This is a genomic window from Qipengyuania flavescens (assembly GCF_029688735.1).
In the GTDB taxonomy this organism is placed as follows: domain Bacteria; phylum Pseudomonadota; class Alphaproteobacteria; order Sphingomonadales; family Sphingomonadaceae; genus Qipengyuania.
In genome coordinates this window covers 84,680-110,731 of sequence record NZ_JARULD010000002.1, presented here as the reverse complement: position 1 = coordinate 110,731, position 26,052 = coordinate 84,680, and the positions used below count along the sequence as shown (strand labels likewise).

At 60.6% G+C, this 26,052-nt stretch carries 34 protein-coding genes and 1 tRNA gene; 26 read left to right on the top strand and 9 right to left on the bottom strand.

Translation table 11 applies throughout. The annotated features are described in order from the left end of the window. Positions 1-146: 146 nt before the first annotated feature. Positions 147-1,178 (bottom strand): phage shock protein operon transcriptional activator, encoded by a 1,032-nt coding sequence (pspF, locus tag P8R33_RS05745; RefSeq protein WP_278328040.1) that lies wholly within the window; start codon positions 1,176-1,178, stop codon positions 147-149. A 182-nt stretch (positions 1,179-1,360) separates the two neighbouring features. Between pspF and P8R33_RS05740 the strand changes: the two genes are divergently transcribed. The 13 genes from P8R33_RS05740 (at position 1,361) to P8R33_RS05680 (ending at position 6,007) form a co-directional block, all read left to right on the top strand. Further along, positions 1,361-1,513, top strand: coding sequence for a hypothetical protein (locus P8R33_RS05740; RefSeq protein ID WP_278328039.1), 153 nt, complete (start codon positions 1,361-1,363; stop codon positions 1,511-1,513). Continuing rightward, a complete protein-coding gene (gene pspA / locus P8R33_RS05735) occupies positions 1,510-2,409 on the top strand; it encodes a phage shock protein PspA (RefSeq protein ID WP_446532497.1) in 900 nt (299 codons plus the stop codon). The genes P8R33_RS05740 and pspA overlap by 4 nt, the downstream gene beginning before the upstream one ends. A 3-nt stretch (positions 2,410-2,412) precedes the next feature. Further along, positions 2,413-2,709: an envelope stress response membrane protein PspB gene (gene pspB / locus P8R33_RS05730; protein WP_278328038.1), complete on the top strand. Its 297-nt coding sequence runs from the start codon at positions 2,413-2,415 to the stop codon at positions 2,707-2,709. After that, positions 2,706-3,080, top strand: a complete 375-nt coding sequence (gene pspC / locus P8R33_RS05725; RefSeq protein WP_278328037.1) for an envelope stress response membrane protein PspC — start codon at positions 2,706-2,708, stop codon at positions 3,078-3,080. Before pspB ends, pspC begins: the two co-directional genes overlap by 4 nt. A 24-nt stretch (positions 3,081-3,104) precedes the next feature. Beyond that, positions 3,105-3,413, top strand: coding sequence for a hypothetical protein (locus P8R33_RS05720; RefSeq protein WP_278328036.1), 309 nt, complete (start codon positions 3,105-3,107; stop codon positions 3,411-3,413). Then, positions 3,413-3,748, top strand: coding sequence for a hypothetical protein (locus P8R33_RS05715; protein WP_278328035.1), 336 nt, complete (start codon positions 3,413-3,415; stop codon positions 3,746-3,748). Before P8R33_RS05720 ends, P8R33_RS05715 begins: the two co-directional genes overlap by 1 nt. Beyond that, positions 3,748-4,056 carry a hypothetical protein gene (locus P8R33_RS05710; protein WP_278328034.1) on the top strand — a complete coding sequence of 103 codons (309 nt, stop codon included), beginning with the start codon at positions 3,748-3,750 and terminating at the stop codon, positions 4,054-4,056. Before P8R33_RS05715 ends, P8R33_RS05710 begins: the two co-directional genes overlap by 1 nt. Beyond that, positions 4,056-4,364, top strand: a complete 309-nt coding sequence (locus P8R33_RS05705) for a hypothetical protein (protein ID WP_278328033.1) — start codon at positions 4,056-4,058, stop codon at positions 4,362-4,364. Before P8R33_RS05710 ends, P8R33_RS05705 begins: the two co-directional genes overlap by 1 nt. Next, complete coding sequence (locus P8R33_RS05700) at positions 4,361-4,642, top strand: hypothetical protein (protein WP_278328032.1); 282 nt, start codon at positions 4,361-4,363, stop codon at positions 4,640-4,642. The genes P8R33_RS05705 and P8R33_RS05700 overlap by 4 nt, the downstream gene beginning before the upstream one ends. Before the next feature lie 43 nt (positions 4,643-4,685). Beyond that, on the top strand, positions 4,686-4,919 hold the full coding sequence (locus tag P8R33_RS05695; RefSeq protein ID WP_278328031.1) for a hypothetical protein: 234 nt from the start codon (positions 4,686-4,688) through the stop codon (positions 4,917-4,919). Between the two features lie 97 nt (positions 4,920-5,016). After that, positions 5,017-5,424: a SufE family protein gene (locus P8R33_RS05690; RefSeq protein ID WP_278328030.1), complete on the top strand. Its 408-nt coding sequence runs from the start codon at positions 5,017-5,019 to the stop codon at positions 5,422-5,424. 1 nt (position 5,425) lies between these two features. Continuing rightward, positions 5,426-5,776 carry a YbaN family protein gene (locus tag P8R33_RS05685; protein WP_278328029.1) on the top strand — a complete coding sequence of 117 codons (351 nt, stop codon included), beginning with the start codon at positions 5,426-5,428 and terminating at the stop codon, positions 5,774-5,776. 72 nt (positions 5,777-5,848) lie between these two features. Continuing rightward, positions 5,849-6,007: a YqaE/Pmp3 family membrane protein gene (locus tag P8R33_RS05680; protein WP_278328028.1), complete on the top strand. Its 159-nt coding sequence runs from the start codon at positions 5,849-5,851 to the stop codon at positions 6,005-6,007. Between the two features lie 37 nt (positions 6,008-6,044). On the opposite strand, the gene P8R33_RS05675 is transcribed toward P8R33_RS05680, so the two are convergent. From P8R33_RS05675 to P8R33_RS05665, 3 genes are read right to left on the bottom strand one after another with little or no spacing between them, the layout of a single operon-like run. Next, positions 6,045-6,548 (bottom strand): sterol desaturase family protein, encoded by a 504-nt coding sequence (locus P8R33_RS05675; protein ID WP_278328027.1) that lies wholly within the window; start codon positions 6,546-6,548, stop codon positions 6,045-6,047. Next, positions 6,545-7,315 (bottom strand): fatty acid desaturase, encoded by a 771-nt coding sequence (locus tag P8R33_RS05670; RefSeq protein WP_278328026.1) that lies wholly within the window; start codon positions 7,313-7,315, stop codon positions 6,545-6,547. Before P8R33_RS05670 ends, P8R33_RS05675 begins: the two co-directional genes overlap by 4 nt. A gap of 39 nt (positions 7,316-7,354) precedes the next feature. Further along, positions 7,355-7,777: an acyl-CoA thioesterase gene (locus P8R33_RS05665; protein ID WP_278328025.1), complete on the bottom strand. Its 423-nt coding sequence runs from the start codon at positions 7,775-7,777 to the stop codon at positions 7,355-7,357. A gap of 89 nt (positions 7,778-7,866) precedes the next feature. Here P8R33_RS05665 and leuC point away from each other — a divergent pair, with 89 nt between their 5' ends. From leuC to P8R33_RS05625, 8 genes are all read left to right on the top strand, one after another. Next, positions 7,867-9,318, top strand: coding sequence for a 3-isopropylmalate dehydratase large subunit (gene leuC / locus P8R33_RS05660; protein ID WP_278328024.1), 1,452 nt, complete (start codon positions 7,867-7,869; stop codon positions 9,316-9,318). Between the two features lie 14 nt (positions 9,319-9,332). Next, a complete protein-coding gene (locus P8R33_RS05655) occupies positions 9,333-9,479 on the top strand; it encodes an isopropylmalate isomerase (RefSeq protein ID WP_278328023.1) in 147 nt (48 codons plus the stop codon). After that, positions 9,479-10,084, top strand: coding sequence for a 3-isopropylmalate dehydratase small subunit (gene leuD, locus P8R33_RS05650; protein ID WP_278328022.1), 606 nt, complete (start codon positions 9,479-9,481; stop codon positions 10,082-10,084). Before P8R33_RS05655 ends, leuD begins: the two co-directional genes overlap by 1 nt. Continuing rightward, complete coding sequence (locus tag P8R33_RS05645) at positions 10,081-11,079, top strand: NADPH:quinone oxidoreductase family protein (RefSeq protein ID WP_278328021.1); 999 nt, start codon at positions 10,081-10,083, stop codon at positions 11,077-11,079. The genes leuD and P8R33_RS05645 overlap by 4 nt, the downstream gene beginning before the upstream one ends. A gap of 68 nt (positions 11,080-11,147) precedes the next feature. Then, a complete protein-coding gene (locus P8R33_RS05640) occupies positions 11,148-11,471 on the top strand; it encodes a DUF1476 domain-containing protein (protein ID WP_278322105.1) in 324 nt (107 codons plus the stop codon). A gap of 4 nt (positions 11,472-11,475) precedes the next feature. Next, on the top strand, positions 11,476-11,709 hold the full coding sequence (locus P8R33_RS05635) for a BolA/IbaG family iron-sulfur metabolism protein (protein WP_278328020.1): 234 nt from the start codon (positions 11,476-11,478) through the stop codon (positions 11,707-11,709). 36 nt (positions 11,710-11,745) lie between these two features. Further along, on the top strand, positions 11,746-12,078 hold the full coding sequence (gene grxD / locus P8R33_RS05630; RefSeq protein WP_278328019.1) for a Grx4 family monothiol glutaredoxin: 333 nt from the start codon (positions 11,746-11,748) through the stop codon (positions 12,076-12,078). A gap of 291 nt (positions 12,079-12,369) precedes the next feature. Then, positions 12,370-13,152, top strand: coding sequence for an NUDIX hydrolase (locus P8R33_RS05625; protein WP_278328018.1), 783 nt, complete (start codon positions 12,370-12,372; stop codon positions 13,150-13,152). A gap of 1,022 nt (positions 13,153-14,174) precedes the next feature. Here the strand turns inward: P8R33_RS05625 and P8R33_RS05620 are convergent. Further along, positions 14,175-14,843, bottom strand: a complete 669-nt coding sequence (locus P8R33_RS05620) for a PilZ domain-containing protein (protein ID WP_278328017.1) — start codon at positions 14,841-14,843, stop codon at positions 14,175-14,177. Between the two features lie 417 nt (positions 14,844-15,260). Here P8R33_RS05620 and P8R33_RS05615 point away from each other — a divergent pair, with 417 nt between their 5' ends. The 4 genes from P8R33_RS05615 (at position 15,261) to P8R33_RS05600 (ending at position 20,124) form a co-directional block, all read left to right on the top strand. Continuing rightward, complete coding sequence (locus P8R33_RS05615; protein ID WP_278328016.1) at positions 15,261-15,830, top strand: spore coat protein U domain-containing protein; 570 nt, start codon at positions 15,261-15,263, stop codon at positions 15,828-15,830. Positions 15,831-15,964: 134 nt separating this feature from the next. Then, positions 15,965-16,699 (top strand): fimbria/pilus periplasmic chaperone, encoded by a 735-nt coding sequence (locus P8R33_RS05610; protein WP_278328015.1) that lies wholly within the window; start codon positions 15,965-15,967, stop codon positions 16,697-16,699. A gap of 3 nt (positions 16,700-16,702) precedes the next feature. Further along, entirely contained in the window at positions 16,703-19,186 is a 2,484-nt protein-coding gene (locus P8R33_RS05605; protein ID WP_278328014.1) for a fimbria/pilus outer membrane usher protein, read from the top strand. A gap of 8 nt (positions 19,187-19,194) precedes the next feature. After that, the gene (locus P8R33_RS05600; protein WP_278328013.1) at positions 19,195-20,124 is read left to right on the top strand and encodes a Csu type fimbrial protein; all 930 of its coding nucleotides are present in this window, start codon (positions 19,195-19,197) and stop codon (positions 20,122-20,124) included. Here P8R33_RS05600 and P8R33_RS05595 read toward each other — a convergent pair whose 3' ends face one another. Together P8R33_RS05595 and P8R33_RS05590 are read right to left on the bottom strand one after the other, a co-directional pair. After that, entirely contained in the window at positions 20,125-20,529 is a 405-nt protein-coding gene (locus tag P8R33_RS05595; RefSeq protein ID WP_278328012.1) for a hypothetical protein, read from the bottom strand. It abuts the gene before it with no gap. A 425-nt stretch (positions 20,530-20,954) separates the two neighbouring features. After that, a tRNA-Arg gene (locus P8R33_RS05590) sits at positions 20,955-21,031 on the bottom strand. A gap of 61 nt (positions 21,032-21,092) precedes the next feature. On the opposite strand from P8R33_RS05590, the gene P8R33_RS05585 reads away from it, so the two are divergent. After that, positions 21,093-21,827, top strand: a complete 735-nt coding sequence (locus P8R33_RS05585) for a queuosine precursor transporter (RefSeq protein WP_278328011.1) — start codon at positions 21,093-21,095, stop codon at positions 21,825-21,827. Positions 21,828-21,910: 83 nt separating this feature from the next. Here the strand turns inward: P8R33_RS05585 and P8R33_RS05580 are convergent, their stop codons facing one another. Both P8R33_RS05580 and virB11 read right to left on the bottom strand, forming a co-directional pair. Continuing rightward, positions 21,911-24,832 carry a TonB-dependent receptor gene (locus P8R33_RS05580; RefSeq protein ID WP_278328010.1) on the bottom strand — a complete coding sequence of 974 codons (2,922 nt, stop codon included), beginning with the start codon at positions 24,830-24,832 and terminating at the stop codon, positions 21,911-21,913. Between the two features lie 189 nt (positions 24,833-25,021). Beyond that, a complete protein-coding gene (gene virB11, locus P8R33_RS05575; protein WP_446532496.1) occupies positions 25,022-26,047 on the bottom strand; it encodes a P-type DNA transfer ATPase VirB11 in 1,026 nt (341 codons plus the stop codon). Positions 26,048-26,052: the final 5 nt, after the last annotated feature.

Below are 26,052 nucleotides of genomic sequence, written 5' to 3'. Positions count from 1 at the left end.
TGGATGGGCAGATAGGAGCGGGACCTGCGTTTGGCAAGTCTATTCGACCGCCACGCGATTGACCCATCCTAATGGTGTAAGGACCTCGAAGGAGCGCCCTACTCTTCTCGCATCATAATCAAGCAGATTTTGGCCGCACCCGTGGGTCAGTCCTCCTGCATCAGGCCATGCTTCTTTATGCAGTGCCTCAGCTGGTCGTAGCTGAGGCCAAGCGCCTTTGCGGTCTGGCGCTGGTTCCAGCGGTGCTTGCCGAGCGCATGCTCCACGATGGCCTTCTCATGATCGTCCACCGCAGTGCGCAAGTCGTCGATATGGTCGAAATCCGGACCGGCACTTTGCGACGCGGTTGCTCCGGCAGCGACGGGGGCGGCCTGGGGTTGGCGCTTTACGGGCGATACCGGCTTCCACGGGCTATCGAAAGGATCGAACTGCGCATGGCCGATCGGTTCGTTCCAGTCATCCCAGCGATAGACGGCGCGTTCCACCACATTGCGCAGCTCGCGCACGTTGCCCGGCCAGTCATGCGCTACCATCTGCTCGGTCACATGCGGAGCGAAACTCGGCCAGCCTTCCCAGCCCAGCTCTGCGGCCATGCGGCGGCCGAAGTAATCCGCCAGCACCTCGACGTCGCCCTCGCGTACGCGGAGCGGCGGCAGGGTAATCACCTCGAAGCTCAATCGGTCGAGCAAGTCGGCCCGGAATTCGCCGCGGGCGGCCTTTCCGGGCAGGTCTTCATTGGTCGCCGCGACGATCCTGACGTCCACGCGAACGGGGCGGCTGGAGCCGATGCGCGTGACTTCGCCATATTCGACGGCGCGCAACAAGCGTTCCTGCGCCCCCATCGACAGCGTGCCCAGTTCGTCGAGAAACAGCGTGCCTTTGTCGGCTTCTTCGAACCTGCCGACGCGTTGCTTGGTAGCGCCGGTGAAGGCTCCCGCCTCGTGCCCGAACAGCTCGGCTTCGATGAGCGTTTCCGGCAAGGCGGCGCAGTTCATGGTGACGAGCGGTTCGTCCCAGCGGGTGGAGAGGCGGTGCAGACGCTCTGCGATCAATTCCTTGCCCGTACCGCGCTCGCCGATGACGAGCACGGGTCGGCGCATGGGGGCCGCGCGGCTGGCACGCTCCACCGCGTCGAGGAAGGCGCCAGACTGGCCGATAAACTGGTTTCCCCGCTCCATGGCCAAGATATAGGAAAATACACCAAGGCTTGGCAATTAAAACCAACACAATTCTCGCATACCGATGAGAACTTAAAGCTTTCCGGCCACTTTCAAGTTTTGGCACGGCCCTTGCTGAACATATCACAACAGCAATTTCGGTCCCCGGATCAGCCGGACGACCCCAAGGGAGGCACACCGCCATGTACGATCGCAGCTTCTTCCGCACCCAGCTGGGCCAGGCAGCGCTCGCCAGCATCGTCGCCATGTCGGCATTCGTAATGCTAAGCTCGCATATCACGGTCACGACGCCGGTCGCGGCGATCGCAACCTACGAGCAGGTCGAGATCGCATGACCTTGCCGCCCGACCACGATCCCCTTGGCCCGGAGCGCAACTCCCCCGACAGTCTCCAAGACGCTCCGGGCCGCCCCCGCACGAATTTGTCGCGGCTCGAGGAAGAGGTAGAACGGCTGCGCCGCTCGCCCACCCCGACTCGCGAGGGCGGACGCGCCAAGGATTCCGGGTTCGGATCGGACTTTTTTTCTACTGGAGCACCATTGATGGGCATTTTCAGCCGCACCCGCGATATCATCGCCGCCAATTTCAACGACATGCTGGACAAGGCCGACGACCCCCAGAAGATGATCCGCATGATCATCCTCGAAATGGAGGAAACGCTGGTCGAAGTCCGCGCGAGTGCCGCGCGCACCATCGCCGACCAGAAGGAAATGCATCGCCACACGGTCAAGCTGGACAAGCTCCAGGCCGATTGGGGCGAGAAGGCCCAGCTAGCGCTATCGAAGGATCGCGAAGACCTCGCCCGCGCCGCCCTGGTGGAGCGCAAGAAGGCATCGGACATGTCCGACCAGCTGAAGCAGGAAATCTCGGTGCTCGACGATGCCCTGCGGGCCTATGAGCAGGACATCCAGAAGTTGCAGAACCGCCTGCGCGAAGCGCGCAGCCGCCAGACCGCCATCGCGGCCCGGCTGGAAAGCGCGGAGAACCGCGTCAAGCTGCGCAGCCTGATGACCAATGAGCGGGTGGACGATGCGCTGAGCCGCTTCGACCAGCTCGAACGCCGCGTCGATTACGCCGAAGGGCGCGCCGATGCACTGCAGATTGCCGATGGCAACAACAGCCCGAACCTCGCGGACGAAATCGCCGCGCTGGAAGGGGCCGATGCCATCGACGACGAACTCGAACAGATGAAAAAAGCGCTGGGTAAAGGCAGCGATCCGAAGGAGGACTGATCAATGGACGAAATATTTGCAATCGTGGCGATCTTCATCGCCCTGCCGTGGATCGTCCTTCACTACATCACAAAGTGGAAGACCTCCGCCACCATCACCACCGACGACGAAGCGCTGCTGGAGGAACTCTACAGCCTCGCCAAGCGGCTCGACGACCGGATGGACACGGTCGAGCGCCTGGTTGCGTCCGACAATCCCGACTTCAAGCCGGCCCGACTGGTTCATGACAGCGAAGTCGACAACCAGCAGCTGCGCGAACTCGAACAGCTGATGGCCGAGAAAAAAGGAGCATCCCAGTGAACAGCCCCCGCACCACCCTCTATCGCGACAAGCAGAATGCGAAGTTCATGGGCGTGCTCTCGGGCATCGCCGACTACACCGGGGTCAACGCCCTGTGGGTCCGGCTGGGCTTCTTGATCCTGGCCATCAGCATGGGCTGGCCGATCCTCGCCTATTTCGCTGCCGGCATCCTGCTCAACAAGAAGCCGCCGCATCTCTACACCGATCAGGACGAGAGCAAATACTGGCAGCGCGTGCGGCAGAACCCGAAGCGCACGGCGCGCGAAATCCGCGCCAAGATGAAGGATGTCGATCGCCGCCTGGCCGAAGTCGAAACCTTCTACGTCAGCAGCAATCCGCGCCTGAACGCCGAAATCGAACGGCTTCGGTAAGCACCAGACAACAGGGGAAGACTTATGGAAGGCATTCTCGCACTCATGATCCCGCTGGCGCCCTTCATCATGGTCGTCGCCATCGTGTGGATCGCTAACCAGCGCAAGCTGGAGGAGAAGCGCCTCAACGCCACTGCCTCGCAAAGCGCCGAGGAAGCCGCCCGCCACGCGACCCAGGTCGCCGAACTGGAGCAGCGCGTCCAGGTGCTGGAGCGGATCGTGACCGACAAGGGCTACGACGTGGCCGCCCAGATCGAAGCGCTGCGCGATACCAAGAGCCATGAAGAAGGCGCAGGCGTCCCGCTCGATAACAAGCGACAGGAGAAGGCGTGATGGATTGGGGTGGACCGACCTTCGTTGTCCTGCTGGTCGCGATCAGCACTGTGGGCTGGCTCGTCAACAACTGGATCCGCGCCAAGCATGGCTATTCGCTGGAAGACGAATGGGGCGGCAAGACCGAGCGCGGCGATACCGTCGAAACGAAAGCGCTCAAGGCAGAGAACCGCCAGCTTCACGACAAGCTCGACGCCATGCAGGACCGCATGATCGTGCTGGAGAAGATCGTCACCGATCGCGGCTACTCGCTCCATGACGAGATCGAGGCTTTGCGCGACCGCGACGAAGGCAACGGAGTGCCGCTGTCGCTGAAGAAAGGGGAGAAAGCGTAATGGAATTTTTTAGCGAAACGGCGATCATCGTCGGTGTTGCGATCATGACCGGCGGCTGGATCGTGAACAGCTGGATGCGCATGAAGATGGGCTACCCGCTGGAGAACAGCTGGGGCAAGGCGATCTATCCGAAGAACGACCAGGCGGTCGAGCGGGTCAAGCTGCTGACACAGGAGAACGCCGAACTGCGCGCCGAGCTCGGTTCGATGAAGGACCGGATGGCCAATGTCGAACGCATCGTCACCGATAGCGGCTATCACCTGACCAGCGAGATCGAACAGCTGCGCGACAAGCGGGAGGCTAATTAATGGACCCTAACCTGCTCCTGATCTTCGGCTTCATCCTTGTCGTTCTGTCGATCATCTTTCCCTTTGCTTATGTCATGAACAAGCGCGAGCACGATCACAAGGAGCGCAAGCTGGAGCTGCAGGCGCGCGCCGAAGAAGCGAAAGCGCAGCAGGCCCGTTTCCAGAACGGCGACTACAGCAGAATGGAAGAACGCGTCCGTGTGCTCGAGCGGATCGCGACCGACAGCAATCATGCGCTCGCTTCTCAGATCGACGAATTGCGCACGCTCGATCGGATCGAGAAGAACACGGGGGAGGCCGCGCAATGACTGGATGGGCCGCCGTAGCAATCGTTGCGATCGTAGTCTGGGGAATTGTCCAGCTAAGCCGAAACCGTCACGGCGTGCATCGGAACGAGAAACCAGAGCGCAACGGCGTCGAGAACCGGCAATGGGACGATCCCGCTGCGAGGCGCGAAATCGAGGAGTTGCACGAACGCATTAAGGTGCTCGAACGGATCGCCACCGAAGGCAACTCGCTCGACGCTGCCGAAACCAAGAGAATTTCCGCCGAGATCGAAGCGCTGCGAGACAAGCAGGCCGACTGAGGCGGCAGGATCAACACCGGTTCAAGGAGGACATGAGGGAACAATGTTCGAACCATCCATCATCATCGCTTGTGCGAGCCTGCTCGGCCTGGTCATCGTCGCAACCGCCATGCTGCGCGGCTGGCACGGCTGGCTTGAGCTGAAGCGCCGCGAGCTCGAACAGGACAACGCGCCGCGCTCGGAGGGCTCGCCCATGGGCGCCGCCCGGATCGAGATCGCCGACCTGAAGGAGCGCATCCGCAAACTCGAAGCGATCGCCAGCGGCGTGGACTTGTGAACCTATCGCCGACCCGTTCGTCTTAGACTTGCCGCCTGCCGCTTTCCCGCTTAGCGGCGCGCGACAATCGGGATAGGGCCCGGCGAACGGAGATACGGTGCGAAACCTCGACGACATTGCCGAAGAATACGAGTTTCTCGAAGGGGACGAACGCTATCGCCTGCTGATCGAGCTGGGCCGCGAGCTGGAGCCGATGCCCGATGCGCTCAAAACGGATGCGACGCTGGTGCGCGGCTGTTCTGCGGCAGTTTGGGTCTATCCGACCGGCGAAGCCGACAAGCTTCACTTCCTCGCCGACAGCAATGCTGCGATCACCAAGGGCATCGTCGCGCTCGTCATCAGCGCGGTGCAGGACAGGCCGGCCGAAGACGTCGCGCAAATGGACGTCACGGCCGCGCTCGAACCGTTTGACCTCAAGAACCAGCTATCCAGCAATCGTACGCAGGGCGTGCCGAACATGATCTCGCTGGTGAAGGAACATGCGGCGCGGATCGCGGCGGGATGAAATGAAACGCCCGATCTATCGCGGGCTTGGCCTGCTGAGCGTCGGCCTCGCTGCGGTCGGCGCATTCCTGCCGATCATGCCCACCGTCCCGTTCCTGTTGCTGGCGGTCTATTTCTTCGCTCGCAGCAATCCCGAATGGGAGCAGAAAATCCTCGACCACCCGCACTGGGGGCCGCAGGTGAAAGACTGGCGCGAACGGCGCGCCATCAGTCGGCGCGCAAAGACCATGGCCATCGGTGCGATGAGTGTGGGCGCGGTCTTCACGTGGTATACACTCGGCCATCCCTGGTACTGGATTTCGATTGCCATTCTGGTGATTTGCGGCGGCTGGATTGCCACGCGCAACGAATGATAGCGGGAACTGCGGCAGGGACGACCCGTTGATCAATCATACGACGGGAGGGTGAACGAAAGGACACTCTCAATGGCAATTCTGATTCTGATCGCGACCATTCTGCTGCCCCCGCTGGGCGTTGCAGCAAAGCATGGTCTGGGCACGACGACGCTGATCAACCTCGTGCTGACGCTGCTCGGCTTCATTCCCGGCCTGATCCACGGCCTCTATGTGAATTACGCGAAGTAAAGCGAGCTATAGCGAAGAAACCGGAAGCGCCGGGGCCCTAGGCTCCGGCGCTTTCGCGCACGACGGCCTCGCCTGAATCGCGCTGGCGCTTCAATTCGGCTTTCAGCTTCGCGGGATCGCGCGCAAACACGAAGCCGAAGCTGACCCCGCCTTCCTTGCCGATCGTCGCATGGTGCAGCCTGTGCGCCTGCACCAGCCGCTTGGCATAGCCGCGCTTGGGCACCCAGCGCCAGTATCGCTGGTGAACCAGTCCGTCATGCACCAGCGTGTAGATCACACCGTAGCAGGTGATCCCGAAGGCCACCCACCACAGCACGTCCCAACCCATGACATAGCCGATGGCGAACATGGCGAACACGATCGTGCCAAAGGTGACGGCATAGAGATCGTTCTTCTCGAACACCTTGTCGTGCGGCTCGTGATGGTCACGGTGCCAGCCCCAGCCCCAGCCGTGCATGATGTATTTGTGCGCCCACCACGCGAACAGCTCCATGCCGAGAATCGACAGGAAGACGGTCAGGAGAATTGCACCGATACTCATGCTTTGGTCTCTTCGAGGGCCATGGCCTTCCGCGTGGCCGGCAGCTTCCACCACGGCACATGCGGCGCGCGGTGGTGTTCGTGATGATAGCCGAAATGAAAGCAGCTGGCGAGAGAGGCCAGCGTGCCGAAATCTTCGCTGCGCGCGTTGTGCTTGTCGGCGAAACCGGCAGCGTCGTGCCGATGCGGGCGATAGGTCCCGAAATAGAACAGCTGCATCGAAGAAGCGATCGCCGGAGCGCCGTAGAGCAGGACGATCTTCTCGACCGGCACGCCCAGCAACAGCCAATATGTGGATACGATCGTGCTGACGAAGGCGATGGACTGCCATCCGAAATAGCGCTTCAGAAAGGTACCGTACCACGGCCAGAACCGCGTCGGATGATCGACGCTGAAGTCCGGGTCGTCAGCGGTACCCGGCGCCTTGTGATGCGCGAAATGCGCTTTGCGCATCCGCCTCCAGGCGAAGCCGGCGTATACGAACAGCAGGAACCCGCCGACCACATCGTTTATGCGCCTGCCGCCGGGGACCAGTGAGCCATGCATCGCATCGTGGCTGGCGATGAACATGCCGACGGAAAGCCAGCACTGGACGATCGCCATCGCGAGAGTCAGCGGCAAGCTTGCCCAGGTCAGGTCGAAGACAAACATGGCGAAGAGATGGATCGTCAGCCACGCGGCGAAGATTGCGGCCGTCAGCGCGAGGCCTGTCAAAGCCTGGCGTATTCCGCCGGCTGCAGTTTCAGTACTGACCGAGGGTCGACCCATATTTGCTATATAGGGAGGCGCAGCCGTCGGCGCAAAACCCTATTCCCCGGAAGAGGGCTGGCGGTTCTTAAGACCGAAAAATTTCTCGGCGACTTCGCTGCTGATGCGCGCGGGGCGATGCGTTTCGCTATCGAGGCAGCACCACATGCTCTGCACCTCGGCGAGAACTTCCTCGCCGCGCTTGATGACGGTGTTGTAGAATGACCGGGCACCCTTGATCTTTTCGAGCACCGTTTCGGCGATCACATCGTCATGGAGAAAGGCGGGCTTGCGGTAGGTGATCTCGTGCTTGAGCGCGACCCAAGCCTTGCTCGCCACTTCCTCGGCCGGCGCAAGCTTCTGCCAATGCGCCAGCACCGTATCCTGCACCCAGTTCAGGTAACGCGCGTTGTTCACGTGCCCCATGAAGTCGATGTCCGAGGGAATCACTTTGATCGGAAAGGCGAATGGCTTTGCTGACATAAGTGTCAGTAGAGCAGAGAAAGGTTAAGTTTGGAAGACTCTGGAATTGCCTTTTTGCGCTCGTGGCATTCGTGCCGCAATTTCGCGCCATGGCCAGCAAACCGCGCACGCTTTACGAAAAAATCTGGGACGCCCATGTCGTCGAGCGCCGCGATGACGGCACGTGCATCCTCTATATCGACCGGCATCTGGTGCACGAAGTCACAAGCCCGCAGGCCTTCGAGGCTTTGCGGTTGGCGGGACGCACAGTGCGTCGGCCCGACCTGACCCTTGCCGTTCCCGACCACAATCTGCCGACCACCCAGCGCACCGATGCCGCTGGGAAACGCCTGCCGATCGAGGATCCACAGAGTGCCGCACAGCTCGCCGCGCTGGAAGCGAACGCGCCTGCCTTCGGTATCGATTATATCGACGCGGTCGCACCCGAACAGGGCATCGTCCACGTGGTCGGGCCGGAGCAGGGCTTCTCGCTCCCCGGTGCGACGATCGTCTGCGGGGACAGCCACACCGCCGCGCATGGCGGCATCGGCGCGCTCGCCTTCGGCATCGGCACTAGCGAGGTCGAACATGTGCTGGCAACGCAGACGCTGCAATTGCGCCCGTCGAAATCGATGGAAGTGAGAGTCGAAGGCGAACTCGGACCGGGTGTCACGCCGAAAGACCTGATCCTGCACATCATCGGCGTGATCGGCACGGCGGGCGGTACCGGCCACGTGATCGAATATCGCGGGGCCGTGTTCGAGCGCATGAGCGTCGAGGGCCGGCTCACCGTCTGCAACATGAGCATCGAAGGCGGTGCGCGCGCCGGGCTGATTGCGCCGGACCATACGGTCTTTTCCTATCTCGAAGGTCGTCCCTATGCTCCGCGAGGCGAGGCATGGGACAGGGCGGTCGCGTGGTGGAAGACGCTGCACTCCGACCCCGATGCCGTATTCGACAAGACCGTCGTGATCGATGCCGCGGATGTCGAGCCGACCGTAAGCTGGGGCACCAGCCCCGAAGACGTCGTGGCAGTCGGCGGCAATGTGCCAGCCCCTGAAAGCTTCGCCGACCCCTCCAAGCAATCTGCCGCCCGCAAGAGCCTCGATTATATGGGCCTCGAACCCGGCCAGCGCATCGAGGACATCGCGATCGAGAATGTCTTCATCGGCAGCTGCACCAACAGCCGCATCGAGGATTTGCGCGCCGCCGCGGACGTGCTCAAAGGCCGCACGAAAGCCTCGAACGTGCGATGGGCGATCGTCGTGCCCGGTTCCGGCCTAGTCAAGCGGCAGGCGGAAGCCGAGGGGCTGGACCGGGTCTTCACGGCTGCCGGGTTCGAGTGGCGCGAGCCTGGTTGTTCCGCCTGCCTCGCAATGAATCCCGACAAGGTCCCACCCGGCGAACGCTGCGCATCCACCAGCAATCGCAATTTCGTCGGCCGCCAGGGTCCGGGAGCACGCACTCATCTCGTCAGCCCGGCGATGGCCGCTGCCGCCGCTGTCACCGGTCGCCTCGCCGATGTCCGCACCCTCGCCCCTTGCCAAGCGGTCGATGCCTGACCATTGAACGGGGCATGACGAACAAGCTCAAGATCGCCGGAGCCATTGGCTCCGCCGCCATCGCCGCCGCGCTGCTCTATGCAGGCAAGCGCACCACCGACAAAAACAAGCCAGAGCAGCCCGGCAAAATTCCCTCGGGCGAGAAACCGGAGACCGATTGATGGACAAGGTATCGACGATCGAAGGCCGCGCGATCCCGCTGGGCCTCAAGAATGTCGATACCGACGTCATCATTCCTGCGCACTGGCTCAAAACGGTCAGCCGCGAGGGGCTCGGAAAAGGTGCATTCGAGACCATCCGCGAAGCGCCCGGCAATCCGTTCGACGTAGAGGATTTCGCCGGTGCCCCGATCCTGATCGCGGGCGACAATTTCGGCTGCGGATCGAGCCGCGAACATGCCGCATGGGCGCTTCTCGATCTCGGCATCACGGCGGTGATTGCGCCGAGTTTCTCGGACATCTTTTCGGGTAACGCGTTCAAGAACGGCATCCTGACTGTCGAATTGTCGCAGGATCAGGTCGACCGCCTGCTCGAAATTGCCGCGGGCCACCCCATCACGATCGATCTGGAGAACCAGACCGTTACCACCCCCTTCCAGGATCGTTTCGCTTTTGAAGTCGATCCGTTCCGCAAGCATTGCCTGCTGGACGGGCTGGACGAAATCGGGCTGACGCTGGAACGCAGCGCACCCATTGAAACCCATGAACAACAGCGCGCGCAGGCCCTTCCCTGGCTCGACGCGCCGCAAAGGAGAGACGCAGCATGAAAGCAGTCCTGTCGAAGGAAACCGGGGGCCCCGAAACCTTGGTGGTCGAAGATATCGCCGAGCCCACCCCCGGCAAGGGCCAGGTGCTGATCAAGGTCGCCGCCTGTGCTATCAACTTCCCCGACACGCTGATCATTCGCGACATGTATCAGTTTAAGCCGCCCCGCCCTTTCGCTCCGGGTGGCGAAATCTCCGGCACGATCGAGGCGCTGGGCGATGGCGTCGAAGACTTCGCAGTCGGTGACAGGGTGATTTGCGGGGTCGGCAACGGTGGCCTGCAGGAAAAGGTGGCCGTCGATGCCGCGCGTCTATTCAAGGTGCCCGAGGGCATCGACCTGGTGCAGGCCAGCGCCTTGCTGATGACCTATGGCACGACCATCCACGGCCTGAAGGATCGCGGCGACATCAAGGAGGGCGAAACCGTCCTCGTGCTCGGCGCAGCGGGCGGCGTCGGTCTCTCTGCCGTGGAACTCGCCAAGGCCTATGGCTGCCGTGTGGTCGCAGCCGTCTCCACCGAGGAAAAGGGCGAGACCGCAAGGAAAGCCGGTGCGGACGAGGTGGTGATCTATCCCCGCGCGCCTTTCGACAAGGATACCTCCAAGCAGCTAGCGAACGACTTCAAAGCCGCTGTCGGCGAAGGCGGGGCGGATATCGTCTACGACATCGTCGGTGGCGATTATTCGGAGCCGGCCCTGCGTTCGATCGCATGGGAAGGTCGTTTTCTGGTGATCGGCTTCCCTGCCGGGATCGCCAAGATGCCGCTCAACCTGACGCTGCTAAAGAGCTGCGACATCCGCGGTGTGTTCTGGGGCGCGTTCACCGCTCGCGAGCCGGAGAAGAACAAGGCCCACATCGCCGAGCTGTTCGATTTGTGGAAGGCGGGCAAGATCAGCCCGCTGGTCAGCGAGACCTATTCGATCGAACGCGCCCACGAGGCCATTGCCAAGCTGGAAAACCGCGGCGCAATCGGAAAACTCGTCGTCACCATGGACTAGCGCCCTTGCGGGTGGGATGGGCCGCGCCTATCCCCCCGCTAGAGCTATTCATTCCCGAGGGACACGACATGACCGACTTCAAGGATCGCGAACGCGGCGAGGAATCCAAATTCGCCTTCGACCAGGAAACCGCCTTCAAGATCGCGGCACGCCGCAATCGACTGGTCGGCGAGTGGGCCGCCGGCCTGATGGGCCTGACCGAAGAAGAAACCGACGCTTACAAGAAAGCGGTCGTACAGGCCGACTTCGAGGAAGCGGGCGACGAGGACGTGATCCGCAAGCTGCTGGGCGACCTGACCGCCGCAGATTGCGATGTCAGCGAAGCCGACATCCGCGCTAAGCTGGAAGAGTGCGCCGTAGAGGCCCGCCGCCAGTATATGAGCGAAAGCTGATCCGATGCCGATGGCGGCAAACGATATCGTCGAGGCGATAACATCGGCGCTTCCCGGCGCGGAGGTGGAAATGCGCGATCTGGCGGGCGACAACGATCATTGGGCAGCAAAGGTCACTGCCCCGCAGTTCGCTGGCAAGAGCCGGGTGCAGCAGCACAAGATGGTCTACGACGCGCTGGGCGGGCGCATGGGCGGCGAACTGCACGCCTTGCAACTGACCACCCAAGCCCCCAACTGATCCCCATCAAGTTTCTCAGATAAAGGACGGACCGCTATGTCCGACACCAATACCCGCATCGCCGACGTTGTCGGCTCCAACGATGTAGTCCTGTTCATGAAGGGCACGCCGCTGTTCCCCCAGTGTGGCTTCTCGAGCCGCGCAGTCGCGATCCTCGACCATTGCGGCGTCGCCTATGAAAGCGTGGACGTTTTGCAGGACATGGAAATCCGGCAAGGCATCAAGACCTATTCGGACTGGCCGACCATTCCGCAACTTTATGTGAAGGGTGAATTCGTTGGCGGCAGCGACATCATGATGGAAATGTTCGAAGCCGGAGAGCTTCAGACCATGATGGATGAAAAGCAGGTGGCGAAAGCCGAGTCCTGATTTCCCAAGCTGACGAGACCAGAACGGGAAAGGCCCGCCCGGGAGACAACCGGGCGGGCCTTTTTGTTCACGTCGAGGCGCTGCTTAAAACCAGGGACAGCGCGCCCCGCGGGAGACTGTGTCGGGACATCCAGCATTATGCACGGCCCGTGCCAAACTAGACATTCTCAGCATTTGCAGCAGTTTCGATGGTTAATGCCAAGTCTTGACCCGAAGTATCTGTAAACTTCTCCGACACCGCTTCGGCGAATGCACTTGGCAAGCTGCGCATCGCAGGCCACACATGCCGGCATGAGCGCACCATCCGACCCATCTGCCGAAGGAATTCCCGCCGCCACTGTCGTGATCTTCCGCCATGGTGCGGAAGATGGTCCGCCGGAAATCCTCATGACGATCCGGTCGCGCGAGATGGTCTTCGCTGGCGGAATGGCCGTGTTTCCGGGCGGGCGGGTCGATCCGGCAGATTTCGATCTTGGCGCGCGGATCGGCGGGCCGCTCGACCCGGACGAGGCCGCGCACCAGATTGCCGTGGTAAGGGAAACGCTGGAAGAAACCGGCCTCGCAATCGGGCTCTCGGGCGATATCGACGCGGCCAAGGCCCGCGCGGCGCGAGACTATCTCCAGCAGACCGGTGAACTGGCGCCGGTGCTCGATCATTTCGGCTGGGACCTCGATCTTGACCAGCTGACGCCCTTCGCCCGCTGGTTCCCGAAAAACGAGCGCATCCCGCGCGTCTACGACACGCGCTTCTACCTCGCGGACCTCGGCACGGGGGCAGTCGAGATCGAAGCCGATCTGTCCGAGAACACCCATCTGTTCTGGACGACCGCACAGGGCGCGCTGGATGCCGCAGAGCGCGGCGAGATCAAGGTCATCTTTCCAACCCGCCGCAATCTCGAGCGGCTCGCGCTGTTCGGCAGCTACGCCGAAGCCAAAGCCCAGGCCGAGGCGATCCCGGTGCGCACGATCACGCCCTATATGGGTGACCGCGACGGCCAGACGTGGCTCGAGATCGGCGAGGATCTCGGCTATCCGGTAACCGGCGAGCCGTTGGACTCAGTAGCGCGGGGATAGGCACTCCCCCAGCCGATGATTTGGTGCGCCCGACGTGACAAAGATGGGCACTCGAATCATCGGGAAATTCTCGTCCAATTGAGCGGCTAAGGTCCGCTCTGCGCTATGATTGCGGCTCTACAAGGGACCGCCTGAAAGCAGCCCTTCGTTCATCACTGTCACGCAGCCGAGTGACAGCCAATTTAACGCACCTCACATGAAACAATGGAAATCGAAGACTTGGTCGACCAGTTCGCGGCGGTGGATGGCGTGTTGCTTCAGCGCTGCCTGAGTAAGCGAAACGACTGTTCCGTCGATTGTATAGGAGTAGGAGCGCGCATACGCGTCGCGCTCCTTGGCTGTAGGAGGTGTGGGGTTCCTTTTCGTTTGGCGCAAGCTAAACAATTTCTCTCGCTAAGACCCCCAAACCTCCTTTCTGCCACTTCACGCGACCCAAAAATGTCTTGCGCGTTTTTCACGCACATCGCGGTAGCGTACCTTCCGGTACGAGTATGCGGGCTTCTCTGGCAGACGATATGCGCACGGGCGCGGGTAGCGAACAACGGCGAAGCAAACTACAGCCCGGTCAATTGCTGCTAATGCGCGAGTTCGGCATAAACCAACGATGGGCTGCCCGCAGCGTGTAGCCAATAGGCTCTTCAGTGGTTTGCCGTTGATTGCATCCGATGCACCGGCAGCTTCGCGCCCTCATCACGGTCATTCGAGCGGTGTCGATTTTGACCCGAAAGCTGCCATTGGCTTAGCCGTGCTTCGATGGCAGCTACACGCCGTCATTTCGGACCTTCGAGCATTTGCTATCAAACCCGAGAACTGCTTTTCATGGATGGCGCTGCCGGTAGATTTTGAGTCTTTGCTGAGCCGTGTGGCGATACCGTGGTGCGCGCCGTTTTCCTCTTTGTCGCATGACACCTGAGAGGCGATGACCTTGGGATCGTGTCTGCGAACCGCATCATGAGAGAAGTACTGAAAGGCGTCGTTCTGGTAAGCAACGGAACCCTGTACGCTTATTGCGAGACGGCATTTTAGAACTTTATCGAAATGCGAATCTGATCTTCGTCAAGGCCGAGCTTGTGAGCAAGATCGCGTCGGGAAGCGGCGATCGTTTCCTGAAAAAAGACATTTGAACCGTTGTCCGGCGCCACCATGCTTTCCCGCATTTCTACCCCGGCAAATTGTGACCGTCTTAGAAAGTCGAGCACCGATTGCTGATTGTCGTGAGAAGGGGTCGCACGGCCGCTCTCCCAAGCCCACAAGGTCGGCCTGCTGACCCCGAGATGTCGAGCCAGTTCGGTCGTGGTGTAGCCCGAGGCCTGCCGCGCAGCCAGCAACGCTTCGGGAAGCTTGGCCAGAAAACTTTCGGACGAAGTGACCTCGGTCGGACTAACGGGATTGACACGCAGGATGTCCGAAAGGTGGTCCGCCGAGAGTGGAGTGACGAAGGTACAGCCATACAGCGTGTCGCTAGACCACGCTACAGAAGCCTCGATGGGGTGCTCGTCGCGCGGGGCAATCTTCATTTTTACCGACTGACCAGGTAACAGATATTCGAGCGTGGAGAGCAGGCAACCCTCGCGTGACAGGTTGAGAATGCTACCGGGAGGCTCCGCTCCTTCTCCGGAGATAATCGATATCGGCAGTTGTAAGGTGTAACGCGCCGAACTGCGCGACTGCGCTCCTCTGCCGACTGTCATGATGGCTATCCCGTATAGAAGTCTTCAGGCCTAGCATATCCTGTGAATAGCCTCAATTCGCTGCGGCAAACTAAACTTTTGCTAAGTTTCCCGACCACCTGTTAAGCCTTTTCCTTATGGGGGCCGAGGTCGACTGTGCCATCGCGAAACATTCCCCATAAACACAAGGCCTTGGCATTTACATTTGGTTTAACACCTTGTTAAGTGATTTGCATCGCAGGACGGGGATTCGAGGGGACATGCAGAAAATCATCTGCGGAAATCTTCGCTGAATCAAAAGAATGCGCGTTTGTTGCACTCCGCAGATATAAAAGACGGAGTTCTAGCAATTTCCTTTCATGGAGGTTGCGTTTGGGTTCGCACTTAACGGCAGTGCTAAGCACTGTTCTCGCTATGATGTCTGAAAGGAAGTACCTTATGAAGAAGCTTGCTCTGGTTGCTATTGCGACTACCGCTATGGTCTCGTCGCCTGCCCTTGCCGATGCTACCGACTCCGCCACTCTCGACGTTAGTGCCACCGTAGCTGACGAATGCAGCATCGAAGCGCCTGCCGCTTTCGAATTTGCTTCTGTTAACATCAACCAAGGCGCTGGTGCCAATGCGCTGCTGCTGAAGAACGGTTCGCAAAATGCCGATTCGGGCACGCAGAACATCTACGTGAGCTGCAACTACGCCGCGCAGATCGCTGCGAAATCCACCGCCAACAACGGTCTTCTGAATGCTGCCGGCGCCAGCCTCGCAGCAAACGATGCTGCGGATTTCACCAACCTGATCCATTACCGCATTGAGCTGACCTCGAACGATGGCAGCTTCGGCAAGCTCGATTACCGCACCAAGGGCACCGGCAGCTCGCCGACCGTCACTCCTGGCGGCGCGTTCCACGACGATGCCAACCTGAAGGTCTACATCGACCGTGACGATACTCAGAAGCGTCCGGTTGCCGGCTCTTATGTCGACACCGCCGTTATCACCCTCGGCGCGATCTGAGGCTGAACGAGCCTTTTAAACAGGAAGAGGGGGAGCTTCGGTTCCCCCTTTTTCTGCGTTTACCGCACATTGACGGATAGGGATCAATGTGCGGACCTTTCGCCGGAGTGGCGAAGGATCGAGTGGGGGTTGCAGTGATCAGATATATTCTCGCCGTACTGAGCGCGGCTTTGCTGGCAAGCGCACCGCTGCCTGTACAGGCAGCCCGTCTTTCGCCGATGGTCGTCGACGTCGAACCGTTCGGCCGGGAATCCATCGCGCGGGTCGAACTCACCAATCCCGGAGCCGGAGAATTTCCGGTGGAAGTCCAGATGTTCCGCGGCGTAATCAGCGAAGACGGACAGCTGGAACTATTTCCGGCGGACGACGATTTTCTCGTTTTTCCGGCCCAAATTGTCGTGCCTGCCAATTCGCAACAAGCATTCCGCGTGCAGTATGTCGGCGATCCTGAGCTGGCTAAATCCGAAGTCTACTACATGCAGGTCCGGCAGGTTCCGGTGGAAGTTTCGCCGGGTCAGTCGCAAGTCCAGGTTGTCGTCAACTTCAACGTCCTGGTGAATGTCATACCTGACGGTAGTGCCCCGGAGCCGGTGGTCGACGAGGTGGCTCCCGTGATGAACGGTGAACAGCCAGGCATCCAGGTGCGGCTGGCCAATCGCGGCACCCGATACTTCACCGCAGGAGCCTTGCCGTGGCAGGTACGCGGACAGGCCGAGGATGGAACCGCCGTCAGCATGCAGCTGACGCCGGAGCAGATGGCGAAGCTGATCGGCGTCGGAGTAGTTGCGCCCGAGCGGTTCCGGTCGTTCTTCATTCCCACGGAAAGGCCAATGGCCGAGGAAGGCCTGACCGTTACACTGGGGGGCTGATCCGTGAGCGGGGGCAAATCCGCCGGGCTGATCGCGGGGGTCAGCCGATTAGCAATCATAACTGCCTGTCTAAGCCTGCCCTATGGTGCACGCGCCAACGACATGGTTGCGCAGCCGGGGGCGGAACCGGCTGCCGGCGGGCAATCGCGTTCGATCGACATGTCGGTCCCGCTGGTATGGAATGGTCGTGTACTGGGGGACGTGCTCGTTCAGGTGGAGCCTGATGGAACGGCCGCTATCGAAAGCCAGTCGCTGACCACCCAACTCTCGAGACTATTGAACGATGCGGGCGTCATCCGCCTCCGCGAAGCTATTGCGGGGGATCCTTTCATTACCTCGTCGGAACTGGCGACTGCAGGATTCGACATCAATTTCGACATGTCGCGCCTGGAACTTGTGGTACAGGCGATCGAGGCGACCTACCGCCCTATCGAACCGCTGAGAGGGAGACATGAGTCCGCCGAGCCCGAGCTACCGACGATCGAGCCGGCGAATTTCAGCGCCTATCTTAATACCAGTGCAAACCTGATCTACCGGGACACCGGCGGCCTGGGGCCACCCGAAGTCTTTCTTTCCGGCGCAGCCCGCTATCGCAACGTCGTTCTCGAATATGACGGCGGACTCGCCGAGGGACTGAACGGCCAGTATCGTCCCTACAGGCGGGCAGTAAGAGCGGTCTACGATCAGCCTGAAACCTATCGACGATGGAGCGCGGGTGATCTTCGGCTGACCAACACCGGTACGTTGCAGACCCCCTTCATCGGCGGAGTCGCCCTAGAAAAAAGCCGCCGCGTTTTTGACCCGTTTGCGCCAGTCGTCAATCTGGGTGGACGGCAGATCCTGCTGACCTCCCCTTCCACCGTTGAGGTCATCGTTAACGGCGCTTCATATCAGACCCTGGATCTCCAGCCCGGTACTTACAGCCTCGAAGATCTGCCAATACAGGCGGGATCTAACGACGTCGAACTGGTCGTGCGGGATGCAACGGGGCGGGAACAGGTGACGCGCTTCGACTATTTCTTCGAGCCGATCGAACTCGAGGCCGGGGAGGACGAATACACCTTCGCGGCCGGAGTGCTCGCGACGGAACTGGACCTGCAGCCGCGGTATTCGGACGATCCCGTAGCAATCGCGCATTACCGCAAAGCTTTGAGCGATACGCTGATCCTCGGGGGCGGCTTCCAGGCTTCGCAGGACGTGCAGGTGGTTTCGGCAGAAACACGCTTCGTGCCTCAGTTGATCCCTGGCAGCTTCGATCTGCAGGCGGCAGTGAGCTCGGGCAGTGGCACGGGCTTCGCCGTGCGGGGTGGGTACCGTCTCATCGCAGGTTTCGGTCCAGAAGCGATCCGCTTTTCGGCCAGTTTCGATTACAACAGTGACAACTTCCGGACCGTGAGCGATCTTACCGATTTCCGCCTCGAGAGCCTTTCGCTCAATGCCATCTTCAGCAAATCGCTTTCCCCGCGCACTTCGATCCTAGGCGGTGCCAATTACCTGTCGCGATCGGGAGCGAGGGACCAGAGCACCTTCTTCGCGGACATTTCACATTCTACCAGACAAAACCTGCGGTTTACCGCCGGGGTTGAGTACGGGACGGGTTCGGTGTTCGGTCGCAACTATGGTGTACGCGCATCCGTTTCCTATTTCTTCGGCGGGCGGCATCGGGCCGATGCCAGTTACCAAAGCAGACGCAAGTTGGCGCGCGCTACGCTGTCACGCAGTTTGACCAACGATGTCGGGTCGCTAGGCTATTCTATCAATGCGCAATCGTCCGACGGCAGCACATCACTGGACGGGGTAGTAGACTACATATCCAATCGGTTCGAGGCGCGTGCTTCGCTTGCAACCTCGGGACCGGACCTTGGTGGAGTAACCGACAACCGGACCGCCAGACTGCAACTCGGTACATCTTTCGCGATAGCGGATGGCGTGTTTGGTATCGGTCGTCCGATCCAAGACGCATTCCTTCTCGCCCGTCCCCATCAAACGCTCCGGGGCACCGACGTTATTACCGGACGCAGCCTTACCGGCGGCGGATACGAAGCCGCCAGCGGACCATTGGGCGCGGCTGTGGTCAGCCGTCTCTCATCTTACAATACGCAAGACGTGCGATACGATATCGACTCGCTCGAAGCTGGCTACGACATCGGGACGGGTGTGGCCCGTGTCGATCCGCCTTACCGAAGCGGCTACGAATTCGTCGTTGGCAACGACCGGTTCGTAAGTGCAGTCGGCTTTCTGCAATCGGGCGACGAACCAGCCGCGCTCATGGTTGGACGGATCACTTCGGTCGACGACGAGGGCTTCGAAGCCCAGCCGTTCTTCACGAACTCCGCCGGACGCTTCGGAATAATCGGGCTGGCTCCGGGACGCACCTATATCGTGCGCCTTGACGAGACCGGGCAGGAGTTCACGATCGGAGTGCCGATGGAGGTCACGGGCCTTCTTCGGTTGGGGACGGTTCGAGTAGCGACGAAAAGCGACTAGGAGACGATATGAGACAGCTGAACTTACTCCTGGCCCCGATCGCGCTCGCCGCGATGCCCACATCGCTGATGGCAGCCGAATGCGTGCCCGAATTCGCGAGTGCGGACCAATCCGTAGCAGTTGGCGGCGTCGAGATCGCCCCCGGCGCGATAACCGTCGAAAATTTCCAGGTGCGTATAAAAAATTCGGGCGGAGACGACAGCAACCCCGGACGCGGTAATGTCGGAAATCCTTGCCCGGCGACAATCAGGGTCTCGCGTCTGACGGGTCCGGTCGATCCAAACTTTCCCGAATACAATCTCAGGGCGCCCGGACAGTCGCAAGTCGAGATTCTCCAGGACCCTTCGGCCGGCGGCACTTCGCTCAGCGACGTGAACATCGCAAATGCGCCAGCAGGACCACAAGGGCGGTCGGTCCCGTTCGAGCTACAAATACCTACCGAGTGGGGTCTGACGGCAGGTACTTACACTGATCGGCTGGAACTGCTTTTGTTCGACCAGAACGGGGCGCTTGTCGACCGGACAAACCTTACGATCACCATACTCATTCCAGCCACGGTCTCCGTCAGATTCGTAGGCGCAGTGATCGGTGGCGGCTTCGGATCCGGAGCACGGATTGATCTCGGCACATTATCAACGTCCGAACAGACGCGGTCACAACCTTTTGGCGCGCGCATTTTCAGCACCGCGCCTTATCTGGTGAACGTCGCTTCCGCCAATTCGGGTAATCTGGCGCATGTCGATCTTGGCAGCGAAATTCCCTATCGTCTGTACTTTGACGGGGCGCAAGTCGATCTCACGGGTATCAGCGCCTTCACTTATCTTGCTCCTACTCCCCGTTCAGGGAACACCCGCCCGATGAGCTTGGAAGTTCCGCCGGCGTCAGTTCCGGCGGGGCGTTACAACGACCGGATAACACTGACAGTCAGTGCCCTTTGATCAAAGGGCCGTAATTCCAAGGCTGATCGCCAGTTCCTCGCGCAAGCCCCGCGCCTGAACGACGAACGGCACCTTTTTCGCTACAGGACCCTGGCGGACAGAAATCTCGGTGAGGCCGGTTGGCGCAAGCGGGCTGGCTTGTCCGGCGTAAACGATGCGCGCAGTTTCTCCTGCCGCCAATGTACGGTGCGATGCGATCACGCGAAAACCACGGCTGGCGTTGCACATTTCGAACACATCACCCGTAGTAACCCCGCTTTCCGGATCGACCGAAGCGATAGACGCTTCTAGCTGGCAGATCTCTGGGATATTCAGGGAAATACGCATCCCAGCCGACGCGCCTGGATTGGCTTGGGCGGCGGAGGGAAAAGCCAGAACGGCAGCAAACAGGGCAAAGCGAAGCATGATCTTCTCCTTTGCCCGAATTCATAATTAGGAAACCTAAATATCCGGTATATTCGGGGCTGCCGCCCCTTTTCTACAGATGGGATGCTGCTGGACCATGCCTTCTCCCAGCATTATTTCTGGCCATACGGGCGTGAGGTGGAGATCGACGAGAATATGCAAACCCGGCCCTCGTAGATGCAGCGCCGCCTCGCTCCCTATTCGGTGTGACAGGACGGATGCAACGAGGATTGACCCATTCAATCTACACGCCATCCGCGCCCTTTGCACAGTTCCCTAGCAAGGAATATGATAGAGAGTCCGTTTCACGACTTACGTCGCTATGATCGGTCAGTCCGCTACCGGCCCAAAAGCTGCCATTCGGTGCCCATCAGATTCCTGTCGGGTGAATCCGAAAACCCCAGAATTCTGCGGATTTTTGAGAATGGCGCGCCCGGCAGGACTCGAACCTGCTGCCTCAAGATTAGAAGTCTCGCGCTCTATCCAGATGAGCTACGGGCGCGCGCCGGGCCTGCCATAACGCGGCTTTTCCGCAGCGCCAATCGGCACTAACCAGCTTTGCCATGGAAAATCACGCATCGCCCGCGCCATCCGGCCAGCAGCCGCGCTTCCGCTATTACGATCTGGTGATGGCGGCGTTCGTCACGATCCTGTTGCTGTCGAACCTCATCGGGGCATCCAAGCCAAGCTATGTCGTCCTGCCGGTGATCGGCGAGTGGTCGTTTGGCGCAGGCGTGTTGTTCTTCCCGGTAAGCTACATCATCGGCGACATCCTGACCGAAGTCTATGGCTACGCCCGCGCGCGACGGGTGATCTGGACCGGTTTCGCAGCGCTGCTGTTCATGGCCTTCATGGCATGGGTCGTGGTCCGATTGCCGGCGGCGGAAGGCTGGCCGGGACAGGCGGCCTATGAATTCGTTTTCGGCAATAGCTGGCGCATCGTGCTCGCCTCCATCGTCGCCTTCTGGGTAGGCGAGTTCGCCAACAGCCTGGTGATGGCCAAGATGAAAATCTGGACAGAAGGCCGCGCGCTTTGGACGCGCACGATCGGATCGACCGTGGTCGGCCAGGGTCTCGACAGCCTGATCTTCTACCCGCTGGCCTTCTGGGGGTTGGCCGGGTGGCCGGTGGAACTGCTTTGGCAGGTGGCCTTGTCGCAATGGCTGATCAAGACGCTGTGGGAAGCCCTGCTGACGCCCTTCACCTATGTGGCGATAAACTGGCTGAAACGCGCCGAAGGGGTCGAGATTTTCGATACCGACACTGACTTCTCCCCCTTCGCTACTTCGAAGAAATAAATGGGCGGCGCAGTTGGCGCAGGGCACGAAAAAAGGGGCGACCTGCAGGCCGCCCCTCCTCCCCCTTTTATCAGGTCTTAGGCTTAGAACTTCGCGCCCACCGCGATGCCGTAGCGCCGCGGATCGAGCGTGAAGATATTCGTGAAGTTCCCCGAGCTGGCGTCGGTGACATAAAGTCCGGTCACCGAATCGCTGTCGAAGATGTTCTGCACGAAACCCCGCACGAACCAGCGATCGTTTGCGCCGTTGAGCTGGATCTGGGCATTGGCCTGCACGAAAGGCTCGATGCGATTGACCGCGCCATTGAACACGTTCCCGTACTGTGTGCCGGTAAACGCAAGGTCGAAGCGGGGAACGAGCGACATCCCGTTGTCGAACTCGGCGGTATACTGAACGCCGACCGACGCCTTGAACTCCGGAGCCTGCGGCAGCTTGTTGCCGCGCAGGTTCTTCTCGACACCGGGGCTGAGGACATTCACGCCGCCGAACAGGCCGCCGATCGCCGTCGCCTGATCGGCAAGGACCGAACAGATCGAGAATGCACCGGTGGATGCGATACCGCCATCGGCCGGAAACGGTCCCGGCCCTTGTAGGCCAAGTCCGCCATTGACCGCGGCGACAAAGGCGTTGGCACCCGCGCCGGTCACTGCGCAAAACGCGCCGTTGGAGATATCCTTGATGATGACGGCATCGGGATCGCCGCCCCCGGGATCGCGCGGATCGCTGAAGAACTGGTCGCCGGCCACCTCTGCATTCAAGTAGCTCAGGTTCATGTTGACAAGCCAGTTGTAGCTCGGCCGCAGGATGGTCTCGAGCTCGACACCCCAGATGTTGGCATCGATCGTGTCGTTGACCGACGTCCGGGCGACGATGCGGCTGAGCTGCAGGTCCTTGTATTTGTAGTAGAAGCCCGTCAGGTTCACCTGCGCTACGCCGTCGAGGAATACATTCTTCGAACCGATTTCGAAGGCATCGATGCTCTCGGAATCGAAGCTCTCCGGCACTGCGAAGATCGGGGATAGCGGCGGGTTGATGCCGCCCGACTTATAGCCGCGCGAGTAGGAGAAATAGAGGCTGTTGTCCGGCGTGATCTCGTAATCGAGCACCGCGCGTCCCGTGATGGCGTCGAACGACACGTCGCGTTCCTGCAGTAGCTGGTTGCCCGGGACGCTGGCATCGGCATCGAACGTGCCGACGAACGGCGAATCGAATGGATCACCGCCCCCGAACGGATTCAGGAAGTTGGCCAGCGTGGTGCGGGCAGCGACCGATTTCGTATCGTCATTGTAACGCAGGCCACCGGTGAACGTCAGCTTGTCCGTAATGTCGAAATAAACTTCGGCGAAAATACCGAAGCTTTCCAGTTTGAAGTCGGCGGTGTTGTTCCGGTACATCGACGTTGCGAGATAGGATGGCGGAAGTCCGTTGGCGAAGGCGGAAAACGTCCCGAGAATGGCGGTCGCGTAATCGAGGCCGAACGAGTTCACGTAATAGCTGTTCTCGCTGACTTCCGTTTCGGCATAGATACCGCCGACGAGGAAGTTGAACGGTCCGTCGAAATCGCTCGAGAGAATGGCCTCGGCCGACCAGGATGTTTGATCCTGGTTGGACCTGTCGAACGACAACGGCACATCGCTGCAAATCGCATTGCCTTCGAAGACGCCGCGGTTTCCGTCGTCATTGTCCGAAGTGCAAAGCTGGCCACTGGGACCATTCGGAATAAGCGCATCGGCAATGGGAGCGAAATAGGCGTTCGATCCCGGGATGAAGGCGGGCGCCGGAAGCCCGGTCGGGATCCCGTTGGCAGCCAGAAACGCCAAGGTGTTGAGCCCGGTGGCATATCCCGTGCGGTCCAGAATGCCGAGGTTGTAATCCTGCCGGGAATCGACCGTCGTTTCCTGATAAATGCCGGTCAGCGACAGGTTCATCGCGCCGATGTTCTGATCGACATGCGCTTGCAACTGGAGTTCGTCGGCGAAGTATTCAGGCGTGAATGCCGTGTTTACCGTGCGGACATCGTTGGGCTCGTCGAAGTTCGCGTAACCATCGGGTCCGTAAACGCTGCCCAGGGCCAGCCCTTCCGGAATGCCCTGGATCCGGAACAGTTCGACCGAGGTGAGCACGGTAGCAAGCGTCGAGTTCGCATTGGTGCTGTCGAAATCCCGGCGGTTGTTGAGGCAGCCGAGCACGCCGGTCGGGTCGCGCTGGCAAGTCTGCTTCTGGATGCGCAGACGATCATCGTTCTCACGGAAATAGAAGCCCATGAGATCGATCGTCGTGCTTTCGGTCGGTTCGAACCGTAGCGATCCGCGCACCGCGTACATGTCGCGGCCGTCGATGTCCGAGTTGTCGAAGAGATTTTCGGTAAATCCGTCGCGATTCAGATAATAACCGGCCACCCGAACGCCCAGCGTATCGCCAAGGGGCACGTTCACCATGCCCTTCGCCTTGATGCTGTTGTAATTGCCGTATTCGAATTCGGCAGCACCGCGGAAAACACCCATCTCAGGCTTGGCCGTGACGACGTTTACGACGCCGGAGGTGGCGTTACGCCCGAACAGCGTGCCTTGCGGACCACGCAGCACTTCGACGCGCTCGAGATCGAAATATTCGGTCTCGAACAGGCGCGTGCCGAACAGGGGCGATCCGTTGACGTGAATGGCCGTCGCGCTGTCGCAGGTGACGCCGACGCATAAGTCGCCGATGCCGCGGATGGTGAAGCTCGAGGCGGTGAAGTTGGATTTGGTGAAGGAAACGTTCGGCAGGGTCAGCTGAAGATCGCTGGCGTTTTCGATCTGCTGCGCTTCGAGCGCTTCGGCATCGAATGCGCTGACTGCGATCGGCACTTCCTGCAGGCTTTGCGCCTGGCGTTGTGCGGTCACGACGATGACGTTCTGCCCGAAATTGGGATTTTCCAGATCGTCGTCGGTCGCTTCCTGAGCAAATGCCGGGAATGAAATCGCGCTCGCGCAGATACCCGCGAGCAGGGTAGCCCGTACCTTCATAAACCCTCTCCTCTCCATGAACCGTCTTTGCGGTTTCAGGAGCGGAGGCTAACACACATTCGTATGCGCGCAAGGTCTCGCGCAGGATTGTTGCGCGTAAGCCCGCGGATTTTTGCCGAGTGTTGTTCTAGCGTCGCAGATGGGTCGCGCCTTGACGCTACGGCATCCGATGGTCTGCCGATACGCAGTCTAAACCAGCGTGTGGCTTTCCGCGATCTGCGTGATGCCGCGCTTGCCCGTTTCATCACGCCCCAACTGCACGATCACGTCGATAACGCTGGCCGCATAGGCAATGGTATCGCTGCGAGTCAGGCCGATTCCCGTCTGCATGACCATGAGCGACAATTGCTCCAGCGCGCCGCGCAGGCTGTTCGCGTGAACAGTCGAGAAGCTGCCCGGATGGCCGGTATTGATGGCCCGGAGAAAGCTGACGCTTTCCGCGCCGCGCAGTTCGCCCAACACGATCCGGTCGGGCCGAAGGCGTAATGCAGCCTGCAGCAATTCGTTAGCCGTGACCTTGGCCTCGCCCAGCTCGCCCTTCACTGCCACCAGGCCGACGCCGTTTTCGCCCGGCAGTTTCAGCTCGGGTGTATCCTCCACCAGCACGACGCGTTCCTGCCTCGGAATTTCTCCAAGCATGGCATTGAGAAAGGTGGTCTTGCCCGTGCTGGTTCCGCCCGAGACAAGGATCGTGCGCCGCTGGGCGATGGCCTCGCGCAGGAACGCCACCGGTTCCGCCTGCGGATCGGGCATGGTACCGCGTGTCGGCGGCGAAAGCGGTCCGGTGTCGTAGGCATCCAGCGGCAGGTCGAGCCGGCGGTGCCGGCGGATCGCGAGCGCCCAGTGCTTGCGGGCGGCAGGCGGACCGCAGAACTGAATGCGCGCACCGTCCGGCAGGGTTGCGCCGAGGAGCGGATGTTCGCGGTTGATGCCCTGATGGCTGACCCTCGCCACCTGTTCGGCGAGCCGCTGGATCAGCCGATCGTCGATCTCTGGCCGCTCGACTTTATGCATTCCGCCGAGCGCTGCGTCTTCGACCCAGACTTCGCCGGGGCGATTGACGAGAACCTCGGTGACCGTGTCTCGCTCCAGCCATTCGCGGAAAGGCGCGAGATAGGCGTCGAGATAAACGCTGCGTTCGCCGTGCAGATCGACCGACGGTGCCTCTTCCTCGGGCGCGCTGTCGGCGACGAAGGGATGGATGTCGGCGCTCACGCTGC